At 74.0% G+C, this 25,547-nt stretch carries 29 protein-coding genes; 17 read left to right on the top strand and 12 right to left on the bottom strand.

Annotated elements, in window-relative coordinates:
* Positions 1-16 precede the first annotated feature (16 nt).
* The gene (locus tag FB558_RS39385; RefSeq protein WP_142063679.1) at positions 17-1,510 is read right to left on the bottom strand and encodes a flavin-containing monooxygenase; all 1,494 of its coding nucleotides are present in this window, start codon (positions 1,508-1,510) and stop codon (positions 17-19) included.
* Between the two features lie 144 nt (positions 1,511-1,654).
* Here FB558_RS39385 and FB558_RS39380 point away from each other — a divergent pair, with 144 nt between their 5' ends.
* From FB558_RS39380 to FB558_RS39370, 3 genes are all read left to right on the top strand, one after another.
* Complete coding sequence (locus tag FB558_RS39380) at positions 1,655-2,704, top strand: zinc-binding dehydrogenase (protein ID WP_142063676.1); 1,050 nt, start codon at positions 1,655-1,657, stop codon at positions 2,702-2,704.
* A gap of 115 nt (positions 2,705-2,819) precedes the next feature.
* Complete coding sequence (locus FB558_RS39375) at positions 2,820-3,173, top strand: ANTAR domain-containing protein (protein WP_142063664.1); 354 nt, start codon at positions 2,820-2,822, stop codon at positions 3,171-3,173.
* Positions 3,174-3,251: 78 nt separating this feature from the next.
* A complete protein-coding gene (locus FB558_RS39370; protein WP_342787729.1) occupies positions 3,252-4,121 on the top strand; it encodes an SAM-dependent methyltransferase in 870 nt (289 codons plus the stop codon).
* A 43-nt stretch (positions 4,122-4,164) separates the two neighbouring features.
* Here FB558_RS39370 and FB558_RS39365 read toward each other — a convergent pair whose 3' ends face one another.
* Positions 4,165-4,977, bottom strand: a complete 813-nt coding sequence (locus FB558_RS39365) for a transporter substrate-binding domain-containing protein (protein ID WP_246107095.1) — start codon at positions 4,975-4,977, stop codon at positions 4,165-4,167.
* Positions 4,978-5,030: 53 nt separating this feature from the next.
* Here FB558_RS39365 and FB558_RS39360 point away from each other — a divergent pair, with 53 nt between their 5' ends.
* A complete protein-coding gene (locus FB558_RS39360; protein WP_142063661.1) occupies positions 5,031-5,552 on the top strand; it encodes a GNAT family N-acetyltransferase in 522 nt (173 codons plus the stop codon).
* Positions 5,553-5,569: 17 nt separating this feature from the next.
* On the opposite strand, the gene FB558_RS39355 is transcribed toward FB558_RS39360, so the two are convergent.
* Both FB558_RS39355 and FB558_RS39350 read right to left on the bottom strand, forming a co-directional pair.
* Complete coding sequence (locus FB558_RS39355) at positions 5,570-6,427, bottom strand: class I SAM-dependent methyltransferase (RefSeq protein WP_142063658.1); 858 nt, start codon at positions 6,425-6,427, stop codon at positions 5,570-5,572.
* Positions 6,424-7,839 carry an APC family permease gene (locus FB558_RS39350; RefSeq protein ID WP_246107094.1) on the bottom strand — a complete coding sequence of 472 codons (1,416 nt, stop codon included), beginning with the start codon at positions 7,837-7,839 and terminating at the stop codon, positions 6,424-6,426. The genes FB558_RS39355 and FB558_RS39350 overlap by 4 nt, the downstream gene beginning before the upstream one ends.
* A 387-nt stretch (positions 7,840-8,226) precedes the next feature.
* Between FB558_RS39350 and FB558_RS39345 the strand changes: the two genes are divergently transcribed.
* Both FB558_RS39345 and FB558_RS39340 read left to right on the top strand, forming a co-directional pair.
* Positions 8,227-9,897, top strand: a complete 1,671-nt coding sequence (locus tag FB558_RS39345; RefSeq protein WP_142063655.1) for a choline dehydrogenase — start codon at positions 8,227-8,229, stop codon at positions 9,895-9,897.
* A gap of 40 nt (positions 9,898-9,937) precedes the next feature.
* On the top strand, positions 9,938-11,188 hold the full coding sequence (locus FB558_RS39340) for a lipopolysaccharide biosynthesis protein (RefSeq protein ID WP_142063652.1): 1,251 nt from the start codon (positions 9,938-9,940) through the stop codon (positions 11,186-11,188).
* Positions 11,189-11,195: 7 nt separating this feature from the next.
* Here the strand turns inward: FB558_RS39340 and FB558_RS39335 are convergent, their stop codons facing one another.
* Together FB558_RS39335 and FB558_RS39330 are read right to left on the bottom strand one after the other, a co-directional pair.
* A complete protein-coding gene (locus FB558_RS39335; RefSeq protein ID WP_142063649.1) occupies positions 11,196-12,407 on the bottom strand; it encodes an amidohydrolase in 1,212 nt (403 codons plus the stop codon).
* A gap of 51 nt (positions 12,408-12,458) precedes the next feature.
* The gene (locus tag FB558_RS39330; protein ID WP_142063646.1) at positions 12,459-13,142 is read right to left on the bottom strand and encodes a class I SAM-dependent methyltransferase; all 684 of its coding nucleotides are present in this window, start codon (positions 13,140-13,142) and stop codon (positions 12,459-12,461) included.
* Positions 13,143-13,195: 53 nt separating this feature from the next.
* On the opposite strand from FB558_RS39330, the gene uriH reads away from it, so the two are divergent.
* Positions 13,196-14,143 (top strand): uridine-preferring nucleoside hydrolase UriH, encoded by a 948-nt coding sequence (uriH, locus tag FB558_RS39325; protein WP_142063643.1) that lies wholly within the window; start codon positions 13,196-13,198, stop codon positions 14,141-14,143.
* 134 nt (positions 14,144-14,277) lie between these two features.
* On the opposite strand, the gene FB558_RS39320 is transcribed toward uriH, so the two are convergent.
* On the bottom strand, positions 14,278-14,487 hold the full coding sequence (locus tag FB558_RS39320) for a hypervirulence associated TUDOR domain-containing protein (RefSeq protein ID WP_142063640.1): 210 nt from the start codon (positions 14,485-14,487) through the stop codon (positions 14,278-14,280).
* A gap of 73 nt (positions 14,488-14,560) precedes the next feature.
* Here FB558_RS39320 and FB558_RS39315 point away from each other — a divergent pair, with 73 nt between their 5' ends.
* From FB558_RS39315 to FB558_RS39305, 3 genes are read left to right on the top strand one after another with little or no spacing between them, the layout of a single operon-like run.
* Positions 14,561-15,151 (top strand): ArsR/SmtB family transcription factor, encoded by a 591-nt coding sequence (locus tag FB558_RS39315; RefSeq protein ID WP_142063637.1) that lies wholly within the window; start codon positions 14,561-14,563, stop codon positions 15,149-15,151.
* Positions 15,148-15,942, top strand: a complete 795-nt coding sequence (locus FB558_RS39310; protein ID WP_142063634.1) for an SRPBCC family protein — start codon at positions 15,148-15,150, stop codon at positions 15,940-15,942. Before FB558_RS39315 ends, FB558_RS39310 begins: the two co-directional genes overlap by 4 nt.
* A complete protein-coding gene (locus FB558_RS39305) occupies positions 15,939-16,301 on the top strand; it encodes a VOC family protein (protein ID WP_142063631.1) in 363 nt (120 codons plus the stop codon). Before FB558_RS39310 ends, FB558_RS39305 begins: the two co-directional genes overlap by 4 nt.
* Here the strand turns inward: FB558_RS39305 and FB558_RS39300 are convergent.
* Entirely contained in the window at positions 16,294-17,106 is an 813-nt protein-coding gene (locus tag FB558_RS39300; protein ID WP_142063628.1) for an MBL fold metallo-hydrolase, read from the bottom strand. The two genes, FB558_RS39305 and FB558_RS39300, sit on opposite strands and share 8 nt — an antisense overlap.
* Before the next feature lie 135 nt (positions 17,107-17,241).
* On the opposite strand from FB558_RS39300, the gene FB558_RS39295 reads away from it, so the two are divergent.
* From FB558_RS39295 to FB558_RS39285, 3 genes are all read left to right on the top strand, one after another.
* Positions 17,242-18,456: a glycoside hydrolase family 10-like protein gene (locus FB558_RS39295; RefSeq protein WP_142063625.1), complete on the top strand. Its 1,215-nt coding sequence runs from the start codon at positions 17,242-17,244 to the stop codon at positions 18,454-18,456.
* A gap of 34 nt (positions 18,457-18,490) precedes the next feature.
* Positions 18,491-18,970, top strand: coding sequence for a cupin domain-containing protein (locus FB558_RS39290; protein WP_142063622.1), 480 nt, complete (start codon positions 18,491-18,493; stop codon positions 18,968-18,970).
* 67 nt (positions 18,971-19,037) lie between these two features.
* On the top strand, positions 19,038-19,463 hold the full coding sequence (locus FB558_RS39285) for a hypothetical protein (protein ID WP_142063619.1): 426 nt from the start codon (positions 19,038-19,040) through the stop codon (positions 19,461-19,463).
* A 23-nt stretch (positions 19,464-19,486) separates the two neighbouring features.
* Here FB558_RS39285 and FB558_RS39280 read toward each other — a convergent pair whose 3' ends face one another.
* Complete coding sequence (locus FB558_RS39280) at positions 19,487-19,990, bottom strand: DoxX family membrane protein (protein ID WP_142063616.1); 504 nt, start codon at positions 19,988-19,990, stop codon at positions 19,487-19,489.
* Between the two features lie 141 nt (positions 19,991-20,131).
* Positions 20,132-21,316 carry a sensor histidine kinase gene (locus tag FB558_RS39275; protein ID WP_142063613.1) on the bottom strand — a complete coding sequence of 395 codons (1,185 nt, stop codon included), beginning with the start codon at positions 21,314-21,316 and terminating at the stop codon, positions 20,132-20,134.
* Positions 21,317-21,461: 145 nt separating this feature from the next.
* Here FB558_RS39275 and FB558_RS39270 point away from each other — a divergent pair, with 145 nt between their 5' ends.
* Complete coding sequence (locus FB558_RS39270) at positions 21,462-21,986, top strand: hypothetical protein (RefSeq protein ID WP_246107093.1); 525 nt, start codon at positions 21,462-21,464, stop codon at positions 21,984-21,986.
* On the opposite strand, the gene FB558_RS39265 is transcribed toward FB558_RS39270, so the two are convergent.
* Complete coding sequence (locus FB558_RS39265) at positions 21,976-22,845, bottom strand: MOSC domain-containing protein (RefSeq protein WP_425468157.1); 870 nt, start codon at positions 22,843-22,845, stop codon at positions 21,976-21,978. The two genes, FB558_RS39270 and FB558_RS39265, sit on opposite strands and share 11 nt — an antisense overlap.
* Entirely contained in the window at positions 22,842-23,465 is a 624-nt protein-coding gene (locus tag FB558_RS39260; RefSeq protein ID WP_142063610.1) for a class I SAM-dependent methyltransferase, read from the bottom strand. Before FB558_RS39260 ends, FB558_RS39265 begins: the two co-directional genes overlap by 4 nt.
* Positions 23,466-23,530: 65 nt before the next feature.
* On the opposite strand from FB558_RS39260, the gene FB558_RS43640 reads away from it, so the two are divergent.
* From FB558_RS43640 to FB558_RS39250, 3 genes are all read left to right on the top strand, one after another.
* A complete protein-coding gene (locus tag FB558_RS43640; protein ID WP_170231768.1) occupies positions 23,531-23,725 on the top strand; it encodes a hypothetical protein in 195 nt (64 codons plus the stop codon).
* 76 nt (positions 23,726-23,801) lie between these two features.
* On the top strand, positions 23,802-24,464 hold the full coding sequence (locus tag FB558_RS43635; RefSeq protein WP_170231767.1) for a DUF1707 SHOCT-like domain-containing protein: 663 nt from the start codon (positions 23,802-23,804) through the stop codon (positions 24,462-24,464).
* Positions 24,465-24,492: 28 nt separating this feature from the next.
* Positions 24,493-25,542, top strand: a complete 1,050-nt coding sequence (locus FB558_RS39250) for a D-2-hydroxyacid dehydrogenase (protein ID WP_211367177.1) — start codon at positions 24,493-24,495, stop codon at positions 25,540-25,542.
* Positions 25,543-25,547: the final 5 nt, after the last annotated feature.

Here is a 25,547-nt window from a genome sequence, read left to right as displayed (position 1 = left end):
CCTTCGGTGTCGGCGGTCAGCGGTAGGTGAGGCCGTCGTCGAGGTCCGCTGCCGGGAGCATCTCCCGTTCCTCGACGTAGTCGTGCATGTGCGTCCACGGCTCGCGGTCGCCCTGCCGGAACATCCGGTCCATCGAGCGCATCACGTAGCCGGCGTTGAAGTCCTGCGGGTCGACCCACGACCGCAGCGGCATGCCGGCGTCCTCGGGCCGCAGCTCCGGCACGACCGTCGACGCGTCCTTCTCGCCCATGTGCGCGAGCAGCCGGCACACGAACTCGCTGACCAGGTCGGCCCGCAGCGTCCAGCTGTTGCGGAAGTAGCCGAACACGTAGGCCATGTTGGGCACACCGCTGATCATGAGGCCGCGGTAGGTGACCCGCTCGGTGAAGTCGACCGGCTCGTCGTCCACGGTGAAGGCGATCTCGCCGAACAGCGACAGGTCGAAACCGGTGGCCGTGACCACGATGTCGGCCTCGAGCTCCTCCCCGGACGCGACGCGGATGCCGGTCTCGGTGAAGGTGTCGATCGTGTCCGTGACGACGGACGCGCGGCCCTCGCGCAGCGCCGCGAAGAAGTCGCCCTCGGGAACCACGGCGATGCGCTGCTGCCACGGCCGGTAGCGGGGGTTGAAGTGCCGGTCGACGTCGAAGCCCTCGGGCAGCATCGCGCGCATCTCCTCGACGAGGAACTTGCGCAGCTCGTCGGGCGACTCGAAGGACATGCGGGTGAGCTCCGCGCCCTGGGCGATGTGGGCGCGCCGGAGGATCTCGTGCGTCCACTCCTCGGGGACGTCCAGCGCGCGCAAGGTCGTGGCGAGCTCGTGCGTGCGCGGCCGGGCGAGGAAGAAGGTGGGGGAGCGCTGCAGCATCGTGACGTGCGCGGCGGTCGGCGCGAGGGCGGGGATCAGGGTGGCCGCGGTGGCCCCGGAGCCGATGACCACGACGCGCTTCCCGGCGTGGTCCAGGTCCTCGGGCCAGCGCTGCGGGTGCACGACGGTGCCGCGGAACCGGTCGGTGCCCGGCCACGAGGGCACGTAGCCCTGGTCGTGGCGGTAGTAGCCCTGGCACATCCAGAGGAACCCGGTGGTGAGGTGCAGTTGCTCGCCGGTGTCGACGCGGGTGACCTCCACCGTCCACAGCTGATCGGCCGAGGACCAGCTCGCCGCGGTGACGCGGTGACCGTGGCGGATGCGCCCGCGCAGGTCGTTCTCCTCGATCACCTCGTCGAGGTAGGACAGGATCTCGCCCGCCGTCGCGATGGTGGGCCCCCGCCAGGGCTTGAACCGGTAGCCGAACGTGTGCAGGTCGCTGTCGGACCGCGCGCCCGGGAACCGGTGGGTCCACCAGGTACCGCCGGGCCCGTCGAGCGCGTCGAGGATCGTGAAGGACTTCTCCGGGAACCGCTCGCGCAGGTGGTAGGCCGCGCCGATCCCGGAGATGCCCGCGCCGACCACGAGGACGTCGACGTGCTCGGTGCCGATCGGGGCGGGTCGGGGCTCGACGATCGTCATCCTGCAGGCCTCCTCGCCCGACGACTAGAACCGCGCTCTAGTTTGACCCGGATCCCCGGCTCCGATCCAGGGTCTGCGTCGTTCGTGATCGGCGTCACACGCCGGGTCGTGTGCTCCGGTGGGTGCCGGCGCGAGGATCGGGCGATGGCTGCCACCATGCGTGCCCAGCGCTTCCGCAAGGCGACCGGCGAGTGGGCGATCGAGGACGTCCCGATCCCCGAGCCCGGCCCCGGTGAGGTCCTGGTCCGGGTCGCCTTCTGCGGGATCTGCCACTCCGACCTCAGCCTGATCGACGGCGTCTTCGCCGGGCTGGGCGTCCCCGACGTCATCACCCAGGGACACGAGGCGGCCGGCACGATCGCCGCGGTGGGCCCGGGCGTGATGGGGTGGGCCGAGGGCGACCGGGTGATCCCGGCCGCCGGACGGGCGGACGGCACGTGCGCCAACTGCCGCCGCGGCGACTTCGCCCACTGCATCGGCATCCAGCTGATGGCCTTCGCCTACGACGGGGCGTGGGCGCAGTACACCGTCGCGAACGCGCTCGGGCTCACCCGGGTGCCCGACTCCGTTCCGCTCGAGCAGGCCGCCCTCCTCGCCGACGCCGTCGCCACGCCCTTCGGTGCCGTCGTGCACACCGGGCAGGTGCGGATCGGCGAGGCGGTGGGTGTCTGGGGTGTCGGCGGGGTCGGCACCCACGTCGTGCAGCTGGCGCGGCTGGTCGGCGCGCACCCGATCATCGCGTTCGACATCGACGCGGATGTCCGCGGGCGCGCGCTCGAGCTGGGCGCGGACCTCGTGCTCGACCCCCGCGACCCGGACGTGGCGCAGCGGGTCGCCGCGGCCACGACCGGGCACCTGCTCGACGTGGCCTTCGACGCGGTCGGGCTCAAGGCGACGTTCGAGCAGGGGATCGAGCTGCTCACGCCGGGCGGCCGCCTGGTCGGGGTCGGGATGAGCGGGCAGGAGGTCTCGCTCGGCACGACCACCGCCTTCAACCTCAGCCGCAAGCAGGTCCTCGGCCACCTCGGCTACCAGAACACCGACATCGCCACCCTCGTGGACCTCGTCGCCGCGGGCCGGCTCGACCTGAGCCGCTCGGTCAGCGGCGTGGTGTCCCTGGAGGACCTGGGTGAGGGCATCCGGCGGTTGCGCGAGCGCGACGGCAACCCGATCCGGATCCTCGTGCAGCCCTGACCCCCGCTGGCGCGCGGGCAGCCGGGTCCCCACCATCAACACCGGGCACGCTCGGGTCCGGGGTGGGCCGACCCCGGTCGGCACCGCGGCCAGGGTCCGCGACGGGAGGACGGGTATGGCGGAGATCGGCAGGGTGGAGGACGGCGGCCGGGAGCTCGGGGCGCTCAACCTGTACAGCGACCGGGTCGATGCCTTCGACGACGAGTCGGAGCACGTGGGGCTGCTGCTCGCCAGCCACGCCGCCGTGGCGATGGCCGGCGCCCAGCAGCAGGAGAACCTGCGCGCCGCCATTGCCACCCGGGACCTGATCGGGCAGGCCAAGGGCATCCTCATGGAGCGCTACAAGGTCTCCGAGGACCAGGCGTTCGCGATCCTGGTGCGGGCGAGCCAGAACGCCAACCGCAAGCTCCGCGACGTGGCCGAGCAGCTCGGCAGCAGTGGTGAACTCGTCGGCCGGGGAAGTGGCTGATGGCCTTGCCGGGCCACCGCCTCTGACCGGGTCGCTCGGTGATCGGCCGGATGACCGCCGGACCCGATCTGCGGTACGGTGCGCGCCGTGACTTCGGGTGCGAAACCAGCGGCCGGCGACGCGGCCGGTTCGATTCCGGTTCCCTCCGCGGACATCGACACCACTGTCGCGAGTGTGGCGCGGGTGTACGACTGCTTCCTGGGCGGCAAGGACAATTACGCGGTCGACCGGGAAGTCTTTCAACAGGTCGTTCAGAATGCCCCACAGGCCGTCGAGATCGGCCGCATCAACCGGCACTGGCTGACCCGGGCGGTGCGCTTCCTCGCGCGATCGGCGCACATCGACCAGTTCCTCGACGTCGGCGCCGGGCTGCCCGCCGCGGAGAACACCCACCAGGCCGCGCAGCGGATGAACCCGGACACGCGGGTCGTCTACGTCGACAACGACCCGGTCGTGGCAGTGCACGGTCGCGCGCTGCTCGAGGAGGACGAGCGCACCCACCTGGTGATGGCCGACCTCACCGATCCCGACGAGGTGCTCGACAACCCCACGGTCCGGAAGTACATCGACTTCGACCGGCCCCTCGCGCTGATCCAGTGCGCCACGATCCACCACGTGCCGGACTCGAAGCGGCCGTGGGAGATCATGCAGCGCTACATCGATCGCCTGCCGTCCGGCTCCTACCTCGCGCTGACCCACTTCCACGACCCGCAGGACGGCGGCAAGGGAACCGAGCTCGCACGGTTCATCGAAAGCGTGTTCAACAACAGCTCGATGGGCTCCGGATTCTTCCGCACCCGCGCCGAGATCGAGTCGTTCTTCGGTGACCTCGACATCGTCGATCCCGGTATCGTGCGGCTCTGCGACTGGTGGCCGGACGGGCCGCGCCTCGACCCGCACGAAACGGTCGATGACGTGCTCATCGGCGGAGTGGGCCGCAAACCCTGAGTCGCGCGGCGGCGCCCCGGCGAGCCGGTTGTCGCGGGACCGTTCAGCCGAGGTGCGGCCGGGCGAAGCGGTCGTAGGTGCCGTCGTTGCGGGCGATGTGCAGCCAGTTGTCGACCCACTCCTGCAGGACGACGTCGCCCCGGGGCAGGAGGTACGCCTTCTCCGAGAACGTGAACGGGGCGTCCGGGTGCATGGCGCAGAGCTCGGGGTGCTGCCGGGCCTGCCACCGCGTCTCCGTCGCGTCGGTGATCATCAGATCCGCGCGCCCGGCGAGGACCTCCTCGAAGATCGTGTTGTTGTCCGGGTGGCGCACGATGGTGGCCTGGTCCAGGTGGGTGTCCGCGAACTCCTCGTTGGTGCCGCCGGGGTTGACGACCGCGCGCACGCCCGGCTGGTCGATCTGCTCCAGCGTCTGGAACCGCGCGGCGTTCTCGCAGCGGGTGATGGGCGTCTTGCCGTCGACCAGGTAGGCGTCGCTGTAGAAGGCCCGCGTCGCGCGCTCCGTGGTGACCGAGATGCCGCCCATCGCGAGGTCGCAGGTCCGGCCCAGGTCGTCCACCAGCGTGCCCCAGGTGGTCTGGACCAGCGTCAACCGCACGCCCAGGCGGTGCGCGAGGTCGCCGGCCATGTCGACGTCGATGCCCTCCCACCGGCCCGTGGCCGGGTCGAGGTGGGTGAACGGGCGGTAGTCGCCGGTGCTGCAGACCTTCACCTCGCCGCGGGCCAGCACGGCGTCGAGCACGCTCTGCGGCGCGGGACCGGCGTCGTCCTCGCTCGCGGCCCCGCACCCGGCGACGAGGGCCAGCGCAGCCAGCCCGCTCGCGACGATCCGTCCGACCCGCCTCTTCGCGATCACGCCGGGAACCTAACCCGGTGGATCTGGCGACGGCCGTGTGGGATCGTCGCGCGATGATCATCCGTCGGGAACTCCCGGGCGACGAGGAGGCGATCTGCCGCGTCCACGCGGACGCGTTCGCCGCCCACTACCCGGAGGGCGAGCCCGTCGAGCCGGAGCTGGTGACGGCCCTGCGGGCGAGCGACGCCTGGGTCCCCGCCCTGTCGCTGGTCGCGATCCGGGGCGACGCGGTCGTCGGGCACGTCTGCTGCACCCGCGCCACGCTCGGCGAGCAGCACGTCCCCGTGCTGGGCCTCGGCCCGCTCGGGACGCTCGTGGCGCACCAGAGGGCCGGGGTCGGGAGCGCGTTGGTGCACGCCGTGCTCGGGGCGGCCGACGCGCTCGACGAGCCGCTGGTCGTCCTGCTCGGCCACCCCGGCTACTACCCGCGGTTCGGCTTCCGGCCCGCGGCCGAGCTGGGCATCCGGCCCGAGGTCGCCGAGTGGGCGCCCGCGTTCCAGGCCCGCCCGCTCACGACCTACCGGCCGGGGATGACGGGCCTGTTCCGCTACGCCGCGCCGTTCGGCGAGCTGTAGAGGCGGTCCCACCCCGCTCACCGGCCTCCCGCTGCGGACCTCCGCGCCGTGACGATCCACATCGCTGACGGGTAGGTCACGCCGTCCGGCCCGAGGTGTTCCTGCAGCTCCGCGCGCAGGGTCGCGTGCGCCTCGGCGCGGGCGGCCTCGTCGAGCTCGGAGAGCAGGCCGTGCTGCATCGCGGAGATGTAGTCGTGAGCGGCGTCGACGTCCGGGCCGTAGTACGTCGGCTCGCGGACGCTCCGCAGCTCCGGGGCGTCGAACCCGGCGGCGGTCAGCAGGGTGCGCACCCGGTCCGGGTCGCCCAGCGCGAACGGGCCCGGTCCGTCCGGAGGCGGCGCCGGGAGGTCGCGGCCGACGGCGACGGCGTCGCGGAACGCGGAGAACCAGGGGTTGTCGGCCATCTCCTGCCAGACCAGCAGCACGAGCCGGCCACCGGGTGCGAGGGACCGGGCCAGGTTGGTGAAGGCGGCGACCGGGTCGCCGAAGAACATCACGCCGTTGCGGCTGACGATCCGGTTGTAGCGGGCCTCGCCGAGGTCGGCGACCTGGGCGTCGGCCTGCAGGAACCGGATGTTGGCCAACCCCTCCTGCGCGGCGCGGCGGCGTGCGAGGTCGAGCATGCGCGTGGACAGGTCGACGCCGGTCACCTCGCCCCGGGGCGCGCGCCGCGCGACCTCCCGCGTGACGAGGCCGTTGCCGCAGCCGACGTCGAGCACGTGGGCGTCCGGCTCGATGGTGGCGGCGTCCAGGAACGGGCGCAGGTAGCGGGCCACGCCGGCGTCGAACCGGTCGGCGTTGTCGGTCCAGATGTCGCCGCTGGGGCCGTCCCAGCCCGCGGCGGCGTCGGCGTTGGACGGGTGGACGTGGGTCATCGTCTGGTGATCTCCAAGAGGCGTTCTTCGGCGTCCGGGCCGGGCCCGACCTTCGGCAGCCGCAGGATGAACCAGAGTCCCACGAGCCACCAGATCCCGACGATCAGCCATTCCGACGGCCAGATGAGCGCGGCCGGCATCCCCGGGAGGTAGAGCACGGCCAGCCCGAGGCTGAGCGCGGCCGCCGCCCAGCCGACCACCGTGCCGGCCGGCGTGCGGAACGGCCGGGGCATGCCCGGCTCGCGCCGGCGCAACGCGAGGAACGACAGCGCGACGAGGAAGAAGGCGACCACGATGTTGATGCCACCGGCGTCGACGAGCCACACGAGCATCTGCCGGCCGAACAGCGGCGCGAGCACCGACAGGCCGCCGATGAACAGCAGCGCGTGCGTGGGGGTGCGGTAGCGCGGGTGCAGGTAGGCGAACCAGCGGGGGATCATCCCGGACTCGGCCATCGCGTAGAGCAACCTGCTGGCGCCGATGAGGAAGCCGTTCCAGCTGGTGAGGATGCCGGCGATGCCGCCGAGGATGAGCAGGGTGCCCATCGCGGGGCTGTTCCACAGGGCGGTCATCCCGTCGGCGGCGGCCAGCTCCGCCGACCCGAGCTCGGCGCGGGGGAGCGCCGCGCTCACGCTGAGCACGACCACGATGTAGAACGCGGTGGCCATCAGCACCGAGAGGACGAGCAGCTTGCCCACCTGCCGGTAGGGCAGGTTGATCTCCTCGGCGGACTGCGGGATCACGTCGAACCCGACGAACAGGAACGGGGTGGCGACGAGCACCCCGACGAAGCCCGCGATCCCGCCGGCGAACCACGGCTCGAGGTTCGCGACCTCGCCGCCGACGAAGGAGCCGGTGAGCAGGACGAGGCCGACGGCGATGAGGAACGCGACGGCCACGGTCTGCGCGACGCTGGCCGGGCGGATGCCGACGTAGTTGAGGCCCGTGATGAGCACGGCGCCTGCGATCCCGACCAGCGCCCAGGTGGCGTACACGTCGTACCCGGCGATCGTCCACAGCCGGCCCGCCAGCATGTCCGGGGCGAGGTAGAGCACGGTCTGGGGCAGCGCGACGGCCTCGAACGCCACGACCGAGATGTAGCCCAGCGCGATCGCCCACGACGCCACGAACGCCGGCCGCGACCCGAGCCCGCGCAGCGCGTACTGGTGCTCGCCACCCGCACGGGGCATCGCCGAGACGAGCTCGGCGTAGGTCAGCCCCACCAGCGTCATGACGAGGCCGCCCGCGACGAACGCGAGCACCGCCCCGAGCGTGCCGGCGTCGGTGAGCCAGCCGCCCACCAGCACGACCCACCCGAACCCGATCATCGCGCCGAAGCCGACGGCGAGGGTGTCCCAGCGGCCGAGCGCCTTGATGAGGCCGGGTTCGGCTCTTCCTGCCTGATCGCTCACGGTGGGGCTCCTTCGCTCCGGGGAGCCGATGATCACACTTCGGGACGCTGCGGACCAGACCCGTGGCGGACTCGCGCACGACGATCTCGGGGGACGACGGCCGCGTCGGGCTCGCCGCGTGGACCCGCGTCCGCTCGCACACCGACACCTGCGCTGCCACACCGACTGCAGTCGGTGTGGCAGCGCGGAAGTCGGTGTGCGACCTGCGCCTGCCCGGCGCATGTCGTCGACAGGCCGGTGCACCTCGCGGTGACCCTTCCGCGTCTGAGCCCCCGCGCCACGGCGGCGTCCCCCGGCGTTCCCCGCCCGATCGTTCACAGTTCACCTTCAGCCTGCGGAGCTAGCCTCGGGAAGGTCCGTTGCCCCGACGTGTGAAGGCGAAACCCGATGGCCGAGCAGGCGTACGACTTCGTGATCGTGGGTGGCGGCGCGGCGGGCTGCGTGCTGGCCAACCGCCTGAGCGCCGACCCCGGCACGCGGGTCCTGCTGCTCGAGGCCGGCCGCCCGGACTACTGGTGGGACCTGGCGGTCCACCTGCCGCTCGCGATGGGCATGCCGGTCGGCAGCGCGCAGCACGACTGGCGCTACGTGGGCGAGCCCGAGCCGCTGCTGCAGTCACGGCGCCTCGAACACCCGCGCGGGAAGGTGCTCGGCGGCTCGACCAGCATCAACGGGATGCTCTACACGCGAGGGCACCGCGCCGACTTCGACCGGTGGGCCACCGAGACCGGCACGAGCGAGTGGGACTACGCGCACTGCCTGCCCTACTTCCGCCGCCTCGAGCGCAGCCTCGGCGAGGTGGAGGACGCCTTCCGCGGCCGCAGCGGCCCGCACACGGTGGCGCGCAACCCGGTCGACGGGCCGATCTTCGACGCCTTCTTCGGCGCGGTCCGGGAGGCGGGCTACGCGGTGCTGCCGGACCTGAACGGCTCCGAGCAGGAGGGGTTCGGCCCCCTGGACCAGGGGGTCCGGCGCGGGCGCCGCGAGTCGGCCGCGCGCGCCTACCTGCACCCGGTGCGCCGTCGACCGAACCTCGAGGTGCGCTCGCGCGTGCAGGTCACCAGGGTCGAGGTCGAGGGCGGGCGCGCGGTCGGGGTGCGCTTCCGCCACGGCCGCGGCGAGGAGTCCGTCGTGCGGGTGGCCGAGGTCGTCCTGAGCGCCGGTGCCGTCGGGTCGCCGCAGATCCTGCAGCTGTCGGGGATCGGGCGGGCCGCCGCGCTCGAGGCGCTCGGCATCCCCGTTGTCCAGGACCTGCCGGGCGTCGGCGAGTCGCTGCAGGACCACCTCGCGGTGCACGTGCAGCACACCTGCACCGAGCCGGTGTCGATGGCGTCCGTGCGGCGCAAGTCCCGCTGGCCGAAGATCGTGGCCGAGGCGCTCGTGCTCGGCCGCGGCCCCGGTGCGTGGAACCCGATGCGGGTGGGCGGCTTCGTGCGCAGCAGCCCCGAACAGACCTACCCCGACCTGTCGTTCGTGCTCGCCCCGCTCGCGATGGCGAGCGAGGAGCGCTCGATGCCGGTCGACCAGCACGGCTACCAGATGCACATCGAGGTCATGCGGTCCTCGGCGCGCGGGTCGGTCGCGATCCGCTCGACGGACCCGGCGGTGCACCCCGCACTGCGCCTGAACTTCCTCGCCGGGGACGAGGACCGGCAGCGCTGGCTGAACGCCGTGCGCCTCGGGCGCGAGCTGCTGGCCCGGCCCGCGATGCGGCGCCTCGACGGCGGCGAGTGGCTGCCCGGAGCGGCCGTGGCCACCGACGAGCAGGTGATGGAGTGGGTGAGCCGCACCGGCCAGCCCGGCATGCACCTGTGCAGCAGCACCCGCATGGGCGTGGACGAGGACGCGGTGCTCGACCCGGCCACGATGCGCGTGCGCGGGCTGGAGGGGCTGCGCGTGGTCGACGCGGGCGCGTTCCCGTCGATCACGAACGCCAACACCTACGCCCCGACGCTGATGCTGGCCGAGAAGGCGGCCGACATCGTCCTCGGCAACACTCCGGCGGCGCCGGAGAACCCCGCCGCCCGCACCGCGGGAGTCGACGCCGACGATGCCTGACGCGCCGGGCTCGCGCGTTCCGCAGGGACTGCGGAACGCGGTGTCCGGGTGGCGGGACCCGCAGCACCGGGACGGCCTGGCGCTCGTGCTCAGCTCAGGGCTCACCTCGGTCATCGGGCTGCTCTACTGGGTGGTGGCCGCCCGGCTGTTCGCCCCCGAGGTCGTCGGCGTCAACAACACGCTGATCTCGACGATGACGCTGCTCGCGGTGGCCGCGCAGCTGAACCTCGGCAACGCGCTGCTGCGCTTCGTCGCGGTGGCGGGAGCGTCGGCGCGTCGCCTGGTGCTGTCCTGCTACGCGGTCGCGGGGGTCGCTGCCGCGGTGGCGGGCGCCGTCTTCGCGCTCGGTGCCGGGTGGTGGGCGCCGGAACTGCAGCACGCGGTCGGGGCCGGCCCGTTGATCGTCTTCTTCGCGCTGGCCACGCCGGCGTGGACGGTGTTCGTGATGCAGGACTACGCCCTCACCGCGGTCAAGCGGGCCACGCTCGTGCCCGTCGAGAACCTGGTCTTCTCCCTGCTGAAGATCGCGTTGCTCGCGCTGGGGGCGCTGGTCGCGTTCTCCACGGTGATCGCGGTGTCGTGGGTGGTGGCCACCGCGCTGACCATCGTGTGGATCACGGTGTTCCTGCTGCGCGTCCTGCCGAGCGGGAGCAGCGGCACCGCCGCGCCCTCGCCGGTGCGGCCCCGCACCGTCGCGCGGTTCGTCTCGGCCGACTGGACGGGCGGGCTGTTCACGCTCGCGGTCGAGTTCGGCCTGCCGCTGCTGGTCCTGGTGACGCTCGGCGCCGAGCAGGCCGCGACGTTCGGCATCGCGTGGGCGATCGCCTACGGGCTCTACCTGGTCTCGCACGGGATGGGCCAGTCGATGGTGGCGCACGTGGCGGCCGACCCGGCGGGGCTGGCCGCCGCGCGCCGCAGCATGACCACGAAGTCGCTCGCCCTGGTGCTGCCGGCCGTGCTCGTGATCGTCCCGGGGGCCGGGCTGATCCTGTCGATCTTCGGGCCCCACTACGTGGCCACGGGCACCACCCTGCTCGCGCTCGCGGCCCTGTCCGCCGTGCCGAACATCGTGGTGACCGAGACGCTCTTCGCCGCGCGCGTGCGCCAGCAGCGCAGCGTGCTGCTCGGCGTGCCCGCGGTGCTCGCCCTGCTGGTCATCCCCCCGGCACTCGTGCTGATGCCGGTGCTCGGGCTCACGGGCGTGGGCGTGGCGCTGGTCGTGGGGCAGTCGGTGATGGCGGTGGCGATCCTGGCGCAGCGGTGGGTGGCGGCCCGGCGCGACGCCCGCTGAGGTCGGGTCAGCCGGCGAGCCACTGCCGTGCCGCGGCGGTGAGCGCGGCGGCGCCGATCCGGAGGGTGGGCTCCGGCACGGGCGCGTAGTGCGGCGAGTGGTTGGACGGCAGCCCGGCCACGACGTGGACGATCTCCTCGACCGTGGCCGCGCCGGCGAACAGCGCCGGGTCCGCGCCACCGAGCAACCAGAACACGAGGGGGGCCTCGGCGGCGGCCGCGAGGAGACCGACGTCCTCGCTGCCCGTGATCGGCCCGGGGTCGAGCACCCGCCCGGGCCCGACGACCCGCTCGAGCGACGGCAGCGTCCGCGTGACCGCTGCCGGGTCGTTCACGACAGCCGGTGCCACCTCCAGCGTCTCGATCAGCGGTGGCTCCGGCGCGCCGGAGGCCTGCGCCTCGGCCCGCGCGATCCGCTCGATGGCGGCGAGCACCCGTTCCCGGACCGCCCCGTCGAAGGTGCGCACGCTGAGCAGCATCTCGGCGCGGTCGGGCACGATGTTGGCCTTGCTGCCCGCGTGCAACGCCCCCACCGTCAGCACCGCCGTCTCGGTCCCGCCCACCTCCCGCGAGACGATCCCCTGCCAGCGCTGCACGGTGCTCGCGGCCATGAGCACCGGATCGACGGTCGTCTCCGGTCGCGAGCCGTGTCCCCCCGATCCGAACATCGTGACGCGCAACGTGTCCGCGGCCGCGAACGTCGGCCCGCCGCGCAACCCGATCACCCCGGCCGGGATCGGGGCCACGTGCTGCCCCAGCACGACCGCGGGGCGCGGGACCCGCTCGAAGAGACCGTCGTCGATCATCGCCTGCGCCCCGGCCACGGTCTCCTCGGCCGGCTGGAAGACGACGACGGCCGTGCCGTCCCAGTCGTCGCGGGCCGCCGCGAGCGCGTCGGCGGCTCCGAGGAGACAGGTGACGTGGACGTCGTGGCCGCAGGCGTGCATCACCTCGTCCACGACGCTGGCGTAGGGCAGCCCGGTCGCCTCGGTGACCGGCAGCGCGTCCATGTCGGCACGCAGCATGACCACCGGTCCCGGCCCCGTGCGCAGCAGCCCGACGACCCCGGTGCCGCCGATCCCGTCGAGGACCTCGTACCCGCGCTCGTCCAGCCAGGAGGAGGCGATCGCCGCGGTGCGGGTCTCCGCCCCCGACAGCTCCGGGTGGGCGTGCAGATCGCGGTAGGTGGCGCCCAGCTGCTCGGCCAGCACGTCGTCCATCAGGCGACGGTAACGCCCGCCCCACCGATCGGGGTCGCGCGCGCGACCCGGTCACCCGGGTGGACCGGCCAGCCGGTGCAGGTGCACCTCCGGCACCCGCGTGGGGGTGGTCTCGACCGAGCGCCAGCGGGCCCGGGCCGCGGCGAGGAAGTCCCCGGTCAGCGGCCGCTGCGGGTCGGTGATCCACACGACGCCGTCGGCGGTGACGAGCCGGGGGAGCAGCGCGGTCAGCTCGTCGACGTTGCGCTGGCCGTAGAGCACGTCGGCGGCGAGCACGAGCCGGAACGGGCCGCGGGTGACCAGCGCATCGGCGTCGTCCCACGAGCAGACGGCCGTCTCGACACGGACGTCGTTCTGCTCGGCGTTCACGGCGGCGAATGCGAGCGCGTCGGCCGAGCGGTCGGTGGCCAGCACCCGCGCCCCGGCGAGCGCGGCCGCGACGGACGGCAGCGCCAGCCCGCAGCCCAGCTCCAGCACGGGAACGCCGCGCCAGTCCTGCCCGGACACGGCGTGCGCGAGCTCGACCCCGCTGGGCCACACCTCGGCCCAGTACGGCGGGTAGGCCTGGTCGGCCGCCACGTCCTCCTCGTCGAGCAGCGCCGCCGCGTCGCGCGGGTGCACGTACCGGACCCGGCCGCACTGCAGCTCGACGGACCCGGCCACGAGGTCGAGGCGCGGGTCGTCCGGCGGCCGCTGCCGCGCGATCTCCGCCGGCGCCGGGGTCCGCTGCTCCATCGAGCCAGTCTGCCCGGTCGCGGGCCCTCGCGCGGGGTGACAGGGTGGGGCGGGTGCCGCCGAAGAAGATCATTCTGGACTGCGACCCCGGGCACGACGACGCGATCGCGCTGCTGCTCGCGCACGGCAGCCCGGAGATCGAGCTGCTCGCCGTCACCACCGTGGTGGGCAACCAGACGCTGGACAAGGTGACGCGCAACGCCCTCGTCGTTGCCCGGATCGGTGGCATCAGCGGGCTGCCGTTCGCGGCGGGCTGCCCGCGACCGCTGGTCCGCGGGATCGAGACAGCGGCGAGCGTGCACGGCGAGTCCGGGCTGGACGGCCCGCGAATGCCGGAGCCGACGCTCGCGCTGGACCCGCGCCACGCGGTCGACGTCATCATCGACACGATCATGCGCGAGGAACCGGGCACGGTGACGCTGGTGCCGACGGCCGGCCTGACCAACATCGCGCTGGCGGTGCGCAAGGAGCCGCGGATCGCCCAGCGGGTGCGTGAGGTCGTGCTGATGGGCGGGGCCTGCAGCGGTGGCAACTGGACGCCCGCCGCGGAGTTCAACATCCTCATCGACCCCGAGGCCGCGCACATCGTCGTGAACGAGCGCTGGCCGCTGACGATGGTCGGGCTGGACGTCACCCACCAGGCCCTCGCCACGCCGGACGTCGTCGCGCGCATCGCCGCGGTCGGCACCGGGCCGGCGGCGTTCGTGGTCGGGCTGCTGGAGTTCTTCGGCGAGGCCTACCGGCGCGACCAGGGTTTCGCGCACCCGCCGGTGCACGACGCGTGCGCCGTGGCCCGGGTGATCGACCGGACGGTCGTGACCACGCGCTACGCGCCGCTGGACGTCGAGCTGTCCGGGGCGCTGACCCGCGGAATGACCGTCGCCGACCTGCGCGCGCCCGCGCCGCCCCGCTGCACCACCCAGGTGGGGGTCGGTCTCGACCGGGACCGGTTCTGGGACCTGCTGGTGGACGCGCTCGAGCGGATCGGGGAGCCGGGGTGACCGGCGGGGGACACTAGGTTCGGGCGGTAAGAACCCGGCCGGTGACTCCTCGCTCCCGAGCCAGCGCTCGAGCTCCGTGCCGCTCACGGGGACCGCCTCGGCGAACTCGCCGCGGGTGCGGGCGTCGTCGTCGGTCACTTCTTCTTCAGCGCCGAGGGCTTGTGCACGGCCTCGCCGCCGCTCTTCTCGCTGCGCACCCGGTACTGCGGTTCGTCCTCGCTCGCGCGGACGGTGCGGCCGGCCGCCTCGGTGTCGGAGGTGATCTCCTCCTCGACCGTGCCCTCGGCGGGGGCGCCGTGCGAGGACCAGGTGACGTGGTCGCCCTTGCGGAACCGCTCTGCCATCCCGACCTGCTACCCGCAGCTGACGTGCACGAACAGCCTTGACAACTTTTCTTGTCGGTGGGACGGTCTCCCTGTGCAGGAGCTCAGCGTCATCGCCGACCCGGCCGCCGCCGGCGTCTCGCTCGACCCGGTCCGGGCGCGGTTGCTGGCCGAGCTGGCCGAACCGGGGTCGGCGAGCAGCCTCGCGCCGAAGGTCGGGCTCGCCCGGCAGAAGATCAACTACCACCTGCGGACGCTCGAACAGCACGGGCTGATCGAGCTGGTGGCCGAGCGCCGCAAGGGCAACATGACCGAGCGCGTCATGCGGGCCACGGCCGCGAGCTACGTGATCTCGCCCGCGGCTCTCGGTGCCGTCGCGCCCGACCCCGGCCGGGCGCCGGACCGGCTCTCGGCCCGCTGGCTGATCGCCGTCGCGGCGCGCACCGTGCGGGAGGTGGGGGAGCTGCTCGCCGGTGCGACGTCGGCGGGCAAGCGGCTGGCGACGTTCGCCGCCGACGGCGAGGTGCGCTTCGCGTCGGCGTCCGACCGGGCCGCGTTCGCCGACGAGCTCGCCCAGGCCGTCACCGCGCTGGTGGGCAAGTACCACGACGAGGGCGCCGAGGGCGGACGCCGGTACCGCGTGGTCGTCGCGATCCACCCCGGGCCAAGGAGTGCGGGCACATGAGCGACCGGCGTCTGGAGAAGCGCATCGAGCTGGACGCACCACCGGAGCAGGTGTGGGATGCCATCGCCACCGGCCCGGGGATCGCGGCGTGGTTCGTGCCGCACGACGTGCAGCCCCGGGAGGGCGGCACCGTGGAGCAGGACTACGGCGGCGGGTTCACCACGCGCGGCCGGGTCACCGCGTGGGAGCCGGGGCGCCGGTTCGCCTACGGCGCCTTCGACCGACCTCCTGACCACGCCTCCGACCGGCCCGACGACGGGCGGCCGCAGTACGCCTACGAGTTCCTCGTCGAGGGCCGGGACGGCGGCGGCACGGTCCTGAGGTTCGTGCAGAGCGGCTTCCTCGACGGTGCCGACTGGGACGACGAGTACGACAGCTTCGACACCGGCTGGACCCTCTTCTTCGCCAACCTGCGCAGCTACCTGCGCCACTTCGCGGGGCTGCCGGTCCGCAACGCCGTGGCCATGAGCTACACCGCGGGGAGCGCACGCGACATCTGGCCGGTGCTGCACCGCGCGCTCGGGCTGGCCGGCCACCCCGCGGTCGGCGACGCGGTCACCCTGGCCCCCGACGGGCCCGCCGCGGTCACCGGCGTGGTGGACGTCGCGAACGAGGAGTTCCTCGGCGTCCGCTCGGCGCACGGGCTGCACCGCATCGGCGCCGAGGGCGAGGCCGGCTGCGGCGTGAGCGCCTACCACTACGTCTACGGCGAGCCCGTCGACGCCGTCGCGCTGACGGCCGACTGGCAGCGCTGGCTCGACACCCTGTTCCGGACCGGAGGAGCGTCATGAGCGTGGACTGGAAGCCCGGCATGTTCGTGCACCTGGACCTGACGGTGCCCGACGCGCCCGCGGTGCGCGACTTCTACGCCGACGTGATCGGCTGGACGCCGGAGCCGCTGGGCGAGGACTGGATGATGCTGGCCCCCGACGGCACGCCGGCCGCCGGGGTCTGCCACGCCCGCGGGGAGAACGCGGACCTGCCGCCGCAGTGGCTGGCCTACGTCGCCGTGGACGACCTGGACGCGAGCCTGGCCGCGGTCCGGGCCCGCGGCGGCGAGGTGGTCGCGGGCCCGAAGGGCGAGGGCCAGGGCGCCTACGCGGTGATCCGCGACCCCGCGGGCGCGGTGCTCGCGCTGATCCTCAGGTGAGGTGGTCGAAGTCGCCCCGCACCCACGCGGTGTAGCGGTCGGCGGAGCGGCGGACGGCCGCGCGGGCGTCGGCGGCGATGCTGTTGCCGAAGTTGTCGTAGATCCGGTCGAAGGAGAACTGCTCCACGGCCTTCGCGATCCGCTCGGCCACCGCGGCCGAGAGCGGGATCCGGTTCGGGTAGCTGCGCATGAACGTCACGGTGGCGCGGTCCGGGTTCGTCGGGACCGTGTCGCCGCTGAGCAGGACGCCCCGGCCGCCCGCCCCGGCGGCCCAGTGCAGGACCCCGCTCCCCGGGAAGTGCCCGCCGAGCTGGGCGAGCGTGACACCGGGCAGCGGCTCGAGGGTGCCGCTCCACGGGCGGATCACCGGGTCCGGACGGGCCACCCACGCCATGTCGGCCTCGGCGACGAGCACCGGGACGCCGCCGAGCAGCCGGCTCCACTCGACCTGCACGCCGAAGTGGTGCGGGTGGCTCGCCACGATCGCGGCCACCTCGCCCAGCTCGCGCACCCGGCGGGCGGCGTCCTCGTCGACGTGGCCGACGACGTCCCAGAGCAGGTTGCCCGCCGGGGTGCGCACGAGGTGCGAGCGCTGCCCGATGCCGAACTTCGGCTCGACCGTGATGCCGTGCAGGTCCGGCTCGACCTCCCGCACTTCGACCCGGTGCCCGGCCGCGGCCAGCTCGCCTGCCGTGGTCCACTGCTGCCCGTCGGCCGGCACCCACTGCCGCTCGTCGGAGCAGATGGCGCAGCGCTCGGCGTCCGCGTCGTGCTCGACGGCGCAGGTCCGGCAGATCTTCCACACAGGAGTTCCTCCAGCCGCATCGGTGTGCCCCCACAACGTCACGCAGCCCGCGGAGCCCGTCAAGGTGGCTGAAGATCTGCACTATCGGGCGTCGGTGGCGGTGCGCACGACCACCCAGACCCGATACTGGCGATCATGCGGGTTCAGCTGCTGCGGTGGGGTGCCGCGCTGGTGGTGTTCGCGACCGGCGTCCTCGGGAGCGGCGGCGGGACGCCCGTCGCCGTGCCGGCCGCCGAGACCGCGCCCCGGTGCAGCGCAGGCGGCGTGCGCGCGGTGTGGATCTCCACGGTGGAGAACATCGACTGGCCGAGCCGTCCCGGCCTGCCGGTGGCGGAGCAGCAACGGGAGTACCGCACGCTGCTCGACGACGCGGAGCGGCTGGGGCTGAACACCGTGATGGTCCAGGTCCGCCCCACGGCCGACGCGCTGTGGCCCTCGACCCACGAGCCGTGGTCGCACTGGCTCACCGGCACCCAGGGGCAGGACCCGGGCTACGACCCGCTCGAGTTCCTGGTCGAGGAGACCCACGAGCGGGGCATGCAGTTCCACGCCTGGTTCAACCCGTTCCGGGTGAGCAAGCAGGCCGACCCGGGGCAGCTCGTGCCCGAGCACCCGGCCCGGCAGCACCCCGACTGGGTGTTCGGCTACGGCGGGCAGCTCTACTACGACCCGGGGGTGCCGGAGGTCCGGGAGTTCGTGGCCGACGTGGTGCTCGACGCCGTCGAGCGCTACGACGTCGACGCCGTGCACTTCGACGACTACTTCTACCCCTATCCCGCGGACGGGGCGCCGATCCCGGACGAGGAGACGTTCGCCGCGCACGGCAGCGGCGACGTCGGCGACTGGCGCCGGGGCAACGTCAACCGGTTCGTGCAGGACGTGTCCGAGCGGCTGAACGCGCTCGACCGCGACGTCGCGTTAGGCATCAGCCCCTTCGGGATCTGGCGCAACCGGTCGGCCGACCCGAGCGGATCGGACACCAGCGGCCTGCAGTCCTACGACGCCACCTACGCCGACAGCGCCACCTGGGTCCGGGAGGAGTGGGTCGACCACATCGTGCCGCAGGTCTACTGGGAGATCGGGCATCCGACCGCGGACTACGCGGCGCTCGTGCCGTGGTGGGCCGACCTGGTGTCGGGCACCGACGTCGAGCTCTACATCGGCCAGGCCGCCTACAAGACCGGCACCACGCCCGCGTGGGACGATGCCGAGCTCACCGAGCACCTGACCTTCAACGAGGAGCACCGCGACGTGGACGGCGACGTCTACTTCAGCGCGCGTTCGCTGACCTCGAACGCCACCGCTGCGATGCGGCGGGTGGCGCAGGAGCACTACGGGTGCCGCCCGTAGCATCGCGGGAGGCGGCGCGCGGCTGGGGGGCCTGATGACGACCGACGGACGGGACGGGTCGGTGCCGTTCGTGCTGGGAGCGCACGAAGGCGAGCCCGGGTTCGTGCCCGAGGGCAGCGAGATGCTGGTGAAGGCCAGCCGGGAGAGCACCGGCGGGCTCTTCGGCCTCGTCGTGGGCGTCGACCGTCCGGGGTTCGCCACGATCACGCACCGGCACGACGTGGCCGAGGCGTGGTACGTGCTGGAGGGCAGCTACCGGTACTACGTCGACGGCCGCTGGTTCACCGCGGGGCGGGGCGCGTTCGTGTTCGTGCCGGCGGGCGCCGCGCACGGCATGCGCTGCGTCTCCGACGGCGGACGCAAGATCACCTTGTTCGTCCCGGGCGGCACCGAGGGCTTCTTCCGCGACGTGCACGCGGCGCACGAGGCCGGCACCCTCGGCCCCGACCCGGTGCGGGAGCTGGGGGAGCGCTACGGGCTGGTGGCGCTGGGCCCGCTGCCCCCAGAGGGCTAGCTAGCTAGTTGTACTTGCGGTGAGAAGCACTACGCTCGTCCGATCCCGTCACGATGAGGTGAGCGCGATGACGAGCCGGCAGCCGGCCGACCGGCCCGAACGCGTGCTCGCCGACCTGCTCGGCCTGCTCGCCGTCGCCGACCAGGCGCTCCTGCTCGAGGGGTGCGCCGAGGCCGTGCTGCAGGACTCCGGGGAGCAGGGCACCGGGGAGCCCGCGCCGGACGGCGTGCGCATCGCGGGCGAGTACCGCCGGTTGTGGCGCTGGTCGCTCGACTTCGCGCCGTACGCCGGGGAGGGATCGCTGGAGCGGCAGGTGTCGGACGTGGTGCTGGGGCACCACCGGCTGCTGCGGGCCACCGCCCGGGTCCCGGTCCCGTGCCACCCGGCGATCGGGGAGCTGCGACGGAAGACGGCGGCGCTCCGGTCGGTGCGCGACGAGCTGGACCTCTGGATCAACACGCTCACGCCGGCGGCCGGCCCACCCCCCGGGTGAGCCGGCCGAGTCCTGCGGGGCGGTCAGCGCTGCACCCCGCGGCGCACCGGGGGCAGCGCGGCGGCCACCAGCAGCATGCCGGCGATCAGCACCAAGTTCTTCACGACGAACTCGCCCTCGGTGGTGAGCAGCAGCGGGTTGCCGTCCTGGAACGCGACGTGCGGCTGGGTGATCAGCACCAGGAACGTGCCGGCCAGGTGCCCGGTCAGCACCGCGAGCACCGGACGCAGCATCCGCCCGACCGCGAGCACGACGCCTGCGACGATCTCGAACACGCCGAGCGCGGGCAGCACCACCGCGGCCGGGACCGGCACGAAGGCCAGCGTGTCCGCGACCAGCTGGGCCACCGGCGTCACGTTCGCGACCTTGAGGGCGCCGAACCACACGAACACCAGTGCCAGGGTCCAGCGCATCAGGTCGGGCCCCCGCCTGCGGAGCACGCCGCGGACGCGCTCGTCCAGCGCGACCACGGGGTCGGTGCGGACGGGCCGGGGGAGCTGGGGGTGGGGTCGGGTCGGAGCGTGCATCGGGTCCTCCTCGGTGGTGTCCTGCGAACGGGACCCAGCCTCGGCGCCGGGACCTCCTCCGTCGTCGGTCCGCGGGGGGCACCACCCCTACCGCTGCAGGGGACGCGGGACACCGGCCGCTACCCCGCCCGAGGTAGCTAGCTAGCTAGTAGTCCCCTCACGGGCCGGGTCGAGCCGGGACGCCGGGGCGGGCAGCCGGGCGTGCACGCGGAAACCGCCGGTCGGGCGCGGCCCGGCGTCGAGCGTGCCGCCCAGCGCCGCGGCCCGCTCGCGCATCCCGGGCAGGCCGTTGCCCCCTGGCGCCTCGGCCGGGGCGGGCGCGCCGGGGCCGTCGTCCTCGACCCGCACCTCCAGGTCGTCGCCCGTGTAGTGCAGGGCGACGCGGGCCCGGGCCGGGCCGGCGTGGCGGCGGGTGTTGGTGAGCGACTCCTGCACGATCCGGTAGGCGGCCTGGTCGACGCTCGGGGGCAGCTCCCGCCGTTCGCCGACCACCTCCAGCTCGACGGGCAGGCCGGCGGCCCGGTTCTCCGCGAGCAGGTCCTCGAGCCGGGCGAGCCCGGCCACGGGCGTACGCGGCGGGCCCTCGTCCACCCCGCGCAGGACGCCGAGCGTGGAGCGCATCTCGCGCAGCAGCTCCCCGCTGGACTGCTTGATCGCGGCGAGCGCGAACCGCACCTGCTCGGGGTCGTCGTCCATCAGGTGCAGCGCGACCCCGGCCTGCACGTTGATGAGGCTGACGTGGTGGCCCAGCGAGTCGTGCAGGTCGCGGGCGATCCGCAGCCGCTCCTCGCTGCCCCGCCTGCGCTCGGTCTCCTCCCGGGTCAGCTGCTCCTGGGCGAGGCGCTCCCGGCGCGCGCGCCACCACTCGCACAGCGCGATCACGACGGCCAGCGACGAGAGCCAGCCGCCCGCGCCGAACAGCGGCAGCGGCTGGTCGGGGAAGCGGATCAGGTGCACGACCAGCAGGGCGACGAACGCCGTGGCCGTGACCGCGTACGCGCCCCTGCGGTGCCCGGCCAGGACGGCGCTGCACAACGCCACGAGCGAGGCCAGGAACACCGGGCCGTAGGGGTAGCCGAGGCCGAGGTAGAGCCCGGCGGCGGTCGCGGCCACCGCGAGCACCTCGGTGGGGTGGCGCCGCCGCACGACCAGCGCCGCCGCGCCGGTCAGCAGCAGCGCGACGCCCAGCGCGTCCAGCGGGCGCGCGACCGGCTGGCCGCGGGCGGCCCCGAACGTCCCGACCACGGAGAAGGCGCCGACGGCGAGCGGCAGCACGACGGTGGGGAGCGGCCCGGCCCACCAGCCGCGACGTGCCGCGGTGCGCATGCGGTCACCGTAGGACAGCTACGCCGCCCGAGGTACCGCGCGCGGCGGCCCTACCCCGGCGAGCGCAGCCGCACCTCCGTCCCTGCCGGGACGCGCGGTGCGCCCCGCGCCGCCACGATGGGACGACCGATGCAGAGGAGGAGCCGTGGCGACGTCGGCACTGCGGTCCGGGTCGTGGCGGATGCGCCCCCGCACCCGCAAGGGGGTGCTGGTCGCGCACATCGTGGCGGCGGGTGCGTGGATCGGCCTCGACGTGATGCTGGCGGTGCTCGTCTTCACCCCGCTGCTCACGTCCGACGCGGCGCTGGCCGCCCTCTGCTACCAGGCGCTGCCCCTGCTGGTCTGGCCGATCCTGCTCAGCGGGCTCGCCTGCCTGGCGACCGGCGTCGTCCTCGGGGCCGGTACCCACCACGGGCTCGTCCGGTACTGGTGGGTGCTGGTCAAGCTGGTCCTGAACGTCGTGCTGACGCTCCTGGTCCTCGTGCTGCTGCGCCCGGGGCTGGAGGAGGCTGCGCAGGTGGGCCGGCAGCTGGCGAGCGGTGGCGCCGCGGTGGAACCGGGCAACCTGGTCTTCCCGCCGACCGTCTCCGGGACCTCCCTGGTGGTCGCGACCGTGCTGGCGGTCTACAAGCCGTGGGGGCGGGTCCGGCGCGGTGGGCCTACGCGCTGACCGGCGCGTCCGCCCACCGGTCGACGTGCACCGCCTCGCCGACGTCCAGGTCGCCCGTGCGGCGCACCGAGAACTTCGCGCCGAACGCGACTCCCGCGTCGGTCACGCGGCGGTAGTCGGCCAGCGTCCGCAGCGGTTCGGGGCCGGCGCGCTCGCCGCTCTGCTGGTCGACCAGCGTCACCGCGCACCGGATGGCGAGCTTGGCGAACGCGAGCTCCGTGGCGCCGATCCGCACGTCCCTGGCCCCGTCCTCGACGTGCGGGTCGCTCCAGCCGTCGACCACGACGTTCGGGCGGAACCGCTCCATCGGCACCGCCGCCGCGCCCCGCTCGGTGATCCGCCGGTTCAGCTCGTCGAGCGACGCGCGGCTCACCAGGAGCAGCGCGCCGCTGTCGGCGTACCCGCACGTCCCGGGCGTCTCGCCGTCGGTGACGCGGTCGTGCTCCGGTGGCACCCGCACCAGGCGGCTCGCCGTGCCCAGCACGGCGGAGAGCCAGCCGGCGACGGCGTCACCCTGGTCGATGCCCCGGAACGGCCGGCCGAACAGCTCGACCGGACGCCGCGGCGCGTCGACGTCCACCGGGATCCGCAGGGCGTCGGCGCCCGCCGCGCGCAGCACCAGCACCCGCCCGTCGTCCGCGACCTCGGGGCGGATCGCCGCGAGCAGCGGGTCCCGGCGCTGGCTGCGGAAGACGCCCCGCTCGTCGGTGACCATGAAGGACCGGTCGTGGGCGAGCCCGGCGGGCGTGAGCCGCGCGGTGGTGAGCGCGGTGCCGGCGCAGCCCTTGATCGGGTAGGTGTGCAGCCCGACGACCCGCACGCCGCTGCGTCGATGGTTCGCTCGCCCGCGCTCGCTCACCGCGGCACCTGCGCCCACACCAGGAACGACCGGCGCGGCCGTTCCGCCGACACCGGCGCGGTCCTGCGTACCGCCACCGGGACGAGCCCCGCGGCACGGGCGATGTGCTCGGCGCCGGCCTCGTCGGCGGGGACGGCGAGGTCGCTGGGCAGCGCCTCCCGGAACTCGGGGGAGGGCTGGAAGTCCGCGGCCACCGGGATGCTGAACGCGGCCCGGCCACCCGGGCGCAGGACCCGGCGCCACTCGGGCGGGGCGGTGGCGCCGATCAGGTGCAGTGCGGAGGCGCAGAGCACCACGTCGGCGGCGCCGTCGGGCAGCTCGAGGGGTACGGCGGGAGCCTCCCGCCACTCGATCCGCCCGTCCGGGTCGCCCGCGGGTGCCTTCGCCGCCGCCCTCTCGAGCATCCGCGCCGAGACGTCGACCGCGACGACGTGCTGCGGGTCGAGCGCCTCCAGCGCGGCGAAGGCGGCGAACCCGGTGCCCGTGGCGACGTCGACGACCAGCCGGGGACGGGCCGCGGTGCGCAACCCGTCGACCAGCTCCCGGGCGATGCCCAGGTGGTGCGGGTCGTCGTCGTAGGTGTCGGCGGCGGCATCGAACCGAATGGCGGGCGGCGTCACTCCGCGATCCTAGGAGCCGGAACTGTCGGAGGGCTGTGGTGTGCTCCGGGGTGGAGGTGGTGGAGATGTCGTTCGTGCACGGGCATCCGCGCAGCACCGGCTGGGTCGTCGCCCACGTGCGCCGGCCCAGCCGCCCCGAGCCCGGTCAGCTGCCGCTGCTGCTCGTGGTGCCGCTCCCGCGCCCACCCACCGAGGAGGGTGGTGGCGCAGGCGGCGGGTCCGTCGGCTCCGCGAGGAAGCCCGCGATCAGCCGCAGCTGATCCGGGTCGCGGGAGGCCGGCACCGCGGCCGGGCACGGGTGACCGGTGTGGCCGTGTGGTGCTGCACTATGGGGGCGTGGACGAACCCCGGCCCGAGCTTCGCATCGGCGACCGTGAACGCCGCGCGATCGACGCGCACCTGCAGCAGGCGCACGGCGACGGCGTGCTCACGCTCACCGAGTACGACGAACGCGCGGCGCAGTGCTGGGCGGCCCGCACCCAGAAGGAGCTCGACGCGCTGGTCGAGGACCTGCCCGCCTACCGGCCGGCGCCGGACGAGGCGCCCACCGTCGCCGTCCCCGAGCCCGCGCCCGACGAGGGCGAGCGCAAGAGCCTCGCGCAGCGGCTCACCAGCGGCGCGATCGGCGTGGCCGTCGCCGGCGTGGCGCTGTTCCTCGGCGGGCAGGTGCTCATGGCCGACGACGCCACGGCGGTGATGGGCAGCCGGGAGGTCAGCGTCGGGCCGGAGCAGACCCAGGTCGAGGTGGGCGCGCTGTTCGGCAGCGTCAAGGTCGTGGTGCCCGAGGGCATGCGGGCGAGCATCAGCGGGCCTGCGGTCTTCGGCAGCGCCGAGTGCGGGGCGGCCTGCACCGGCCCGGGACCCGAGGTCGCCGTGGACGTCACGGCCCTGTTCGGCAGCGTCGACGTGGTGCGCCCGGGGGAGCTCACGGCCGACGAGCTGGAGGACGCCGCGGAGGAGGCGGAGGAAGCGGCCGAGGACGCGGCGGAGGACGACTGACCGGTCACGTACAGGAGGGGAGTGCTCGTTGGGGGAGCGGTTGCGGGTCGGCGTCGTGACGCCGTTGGGCGAGGAGCTGTGCCGGCTGGTGGAGGGGCTCGAGCCGCGGCTGGAGATGGTGCGCGACCAGGAGCTGCTCCCGCCCGAGCGCTACCCGGCCGACCACCACGGCGACCCGTCCTTCGTCCGCGACGCCGCGCGGCAGCGGCGGTTCGAGGACATCATCGCCGGTGCCGACGCGCTCTACGGCATCCCCGGTGAGGACCCGGGGGTGCTGCGGCGGGCCGTCGAGGCCAACCCCGGTCTGCGCTGGGTGCACACGATGGCTGCGGGCGGGGGTGCGCAGGTGAAGGCCGCCGGCCTGTCCGCCGAGCAGCTCGCCCGCGTCACGTTCACCACCTCGGCCGGGGTCCACTCCGGTCCGCTCGCCGAGTACGCGCTGCTCGGCCTGCTCGCCGGGGCCAAGAACGTGCCGCGCCTGCAGGCCGACGCCGCACGGCACGAGTGGCCGCACCGGTGGCTGATGGGGCAGCTGCGCGAGCAGACCGTGCTGGTGGTCGGGCTCGGTGGGATCGGGCGCGAGGTGGCCCGGATCCTCTCGGCGTTCGGCACCCGGGTGATCGGCACGAGCCGCCGCGGTGAGCCGGTCGACGGGGTCGCCGAGCTCGTGCACCCTTCCGAGCTCGCCGCCGTGGTCGGCCGGGTCGACGGCATCGTCGTCACGCTGCCCGGCACCGCGGCCACCGAGAAGCTGGTGAGCGCCGAGGTGCTCGCCGCCGTCCGGCCCGGCACCACGCTGGTCAACGTCGGCCGCGGCACCGTCGTCGACGAGGACGCGCTGGTGGGCGCCCTGCGCGACGGGCGGATCGGCTTCGCCGCGCTCGACGTGTTCACCGTGGAGCCGCTGGACGCCGCCAGCCCGCTCTGGGACCTGCCGAACGTGCTGATCAGCCCGCACAACGCCACGCTCACACCCGCGGAGGGCCGTCGGATCGCGGAGCTGTTCGCCGACAACGCCACCCGCCTGCTGGACGGGCTGCCGTTGCGCAACGTGGTGAACACGGTGGAGTTCTACTGACCGCG

The organism is Pseudonocardia kunmingensis (assembly GCF_006716445.1).
GTDB classification, from domain to species: domain Bacteria; phylum Actinomycetota; class Actinomycetes; order Mycobacteriales; family Pseudonocardiaceae; genus Pseudonocardia; species Pseudonocardia kunmingensis.
Note: the sequence above shows the minus strand (reverse complement) of the source record. Positions and strands in the feature narration are given on the sequence as shown.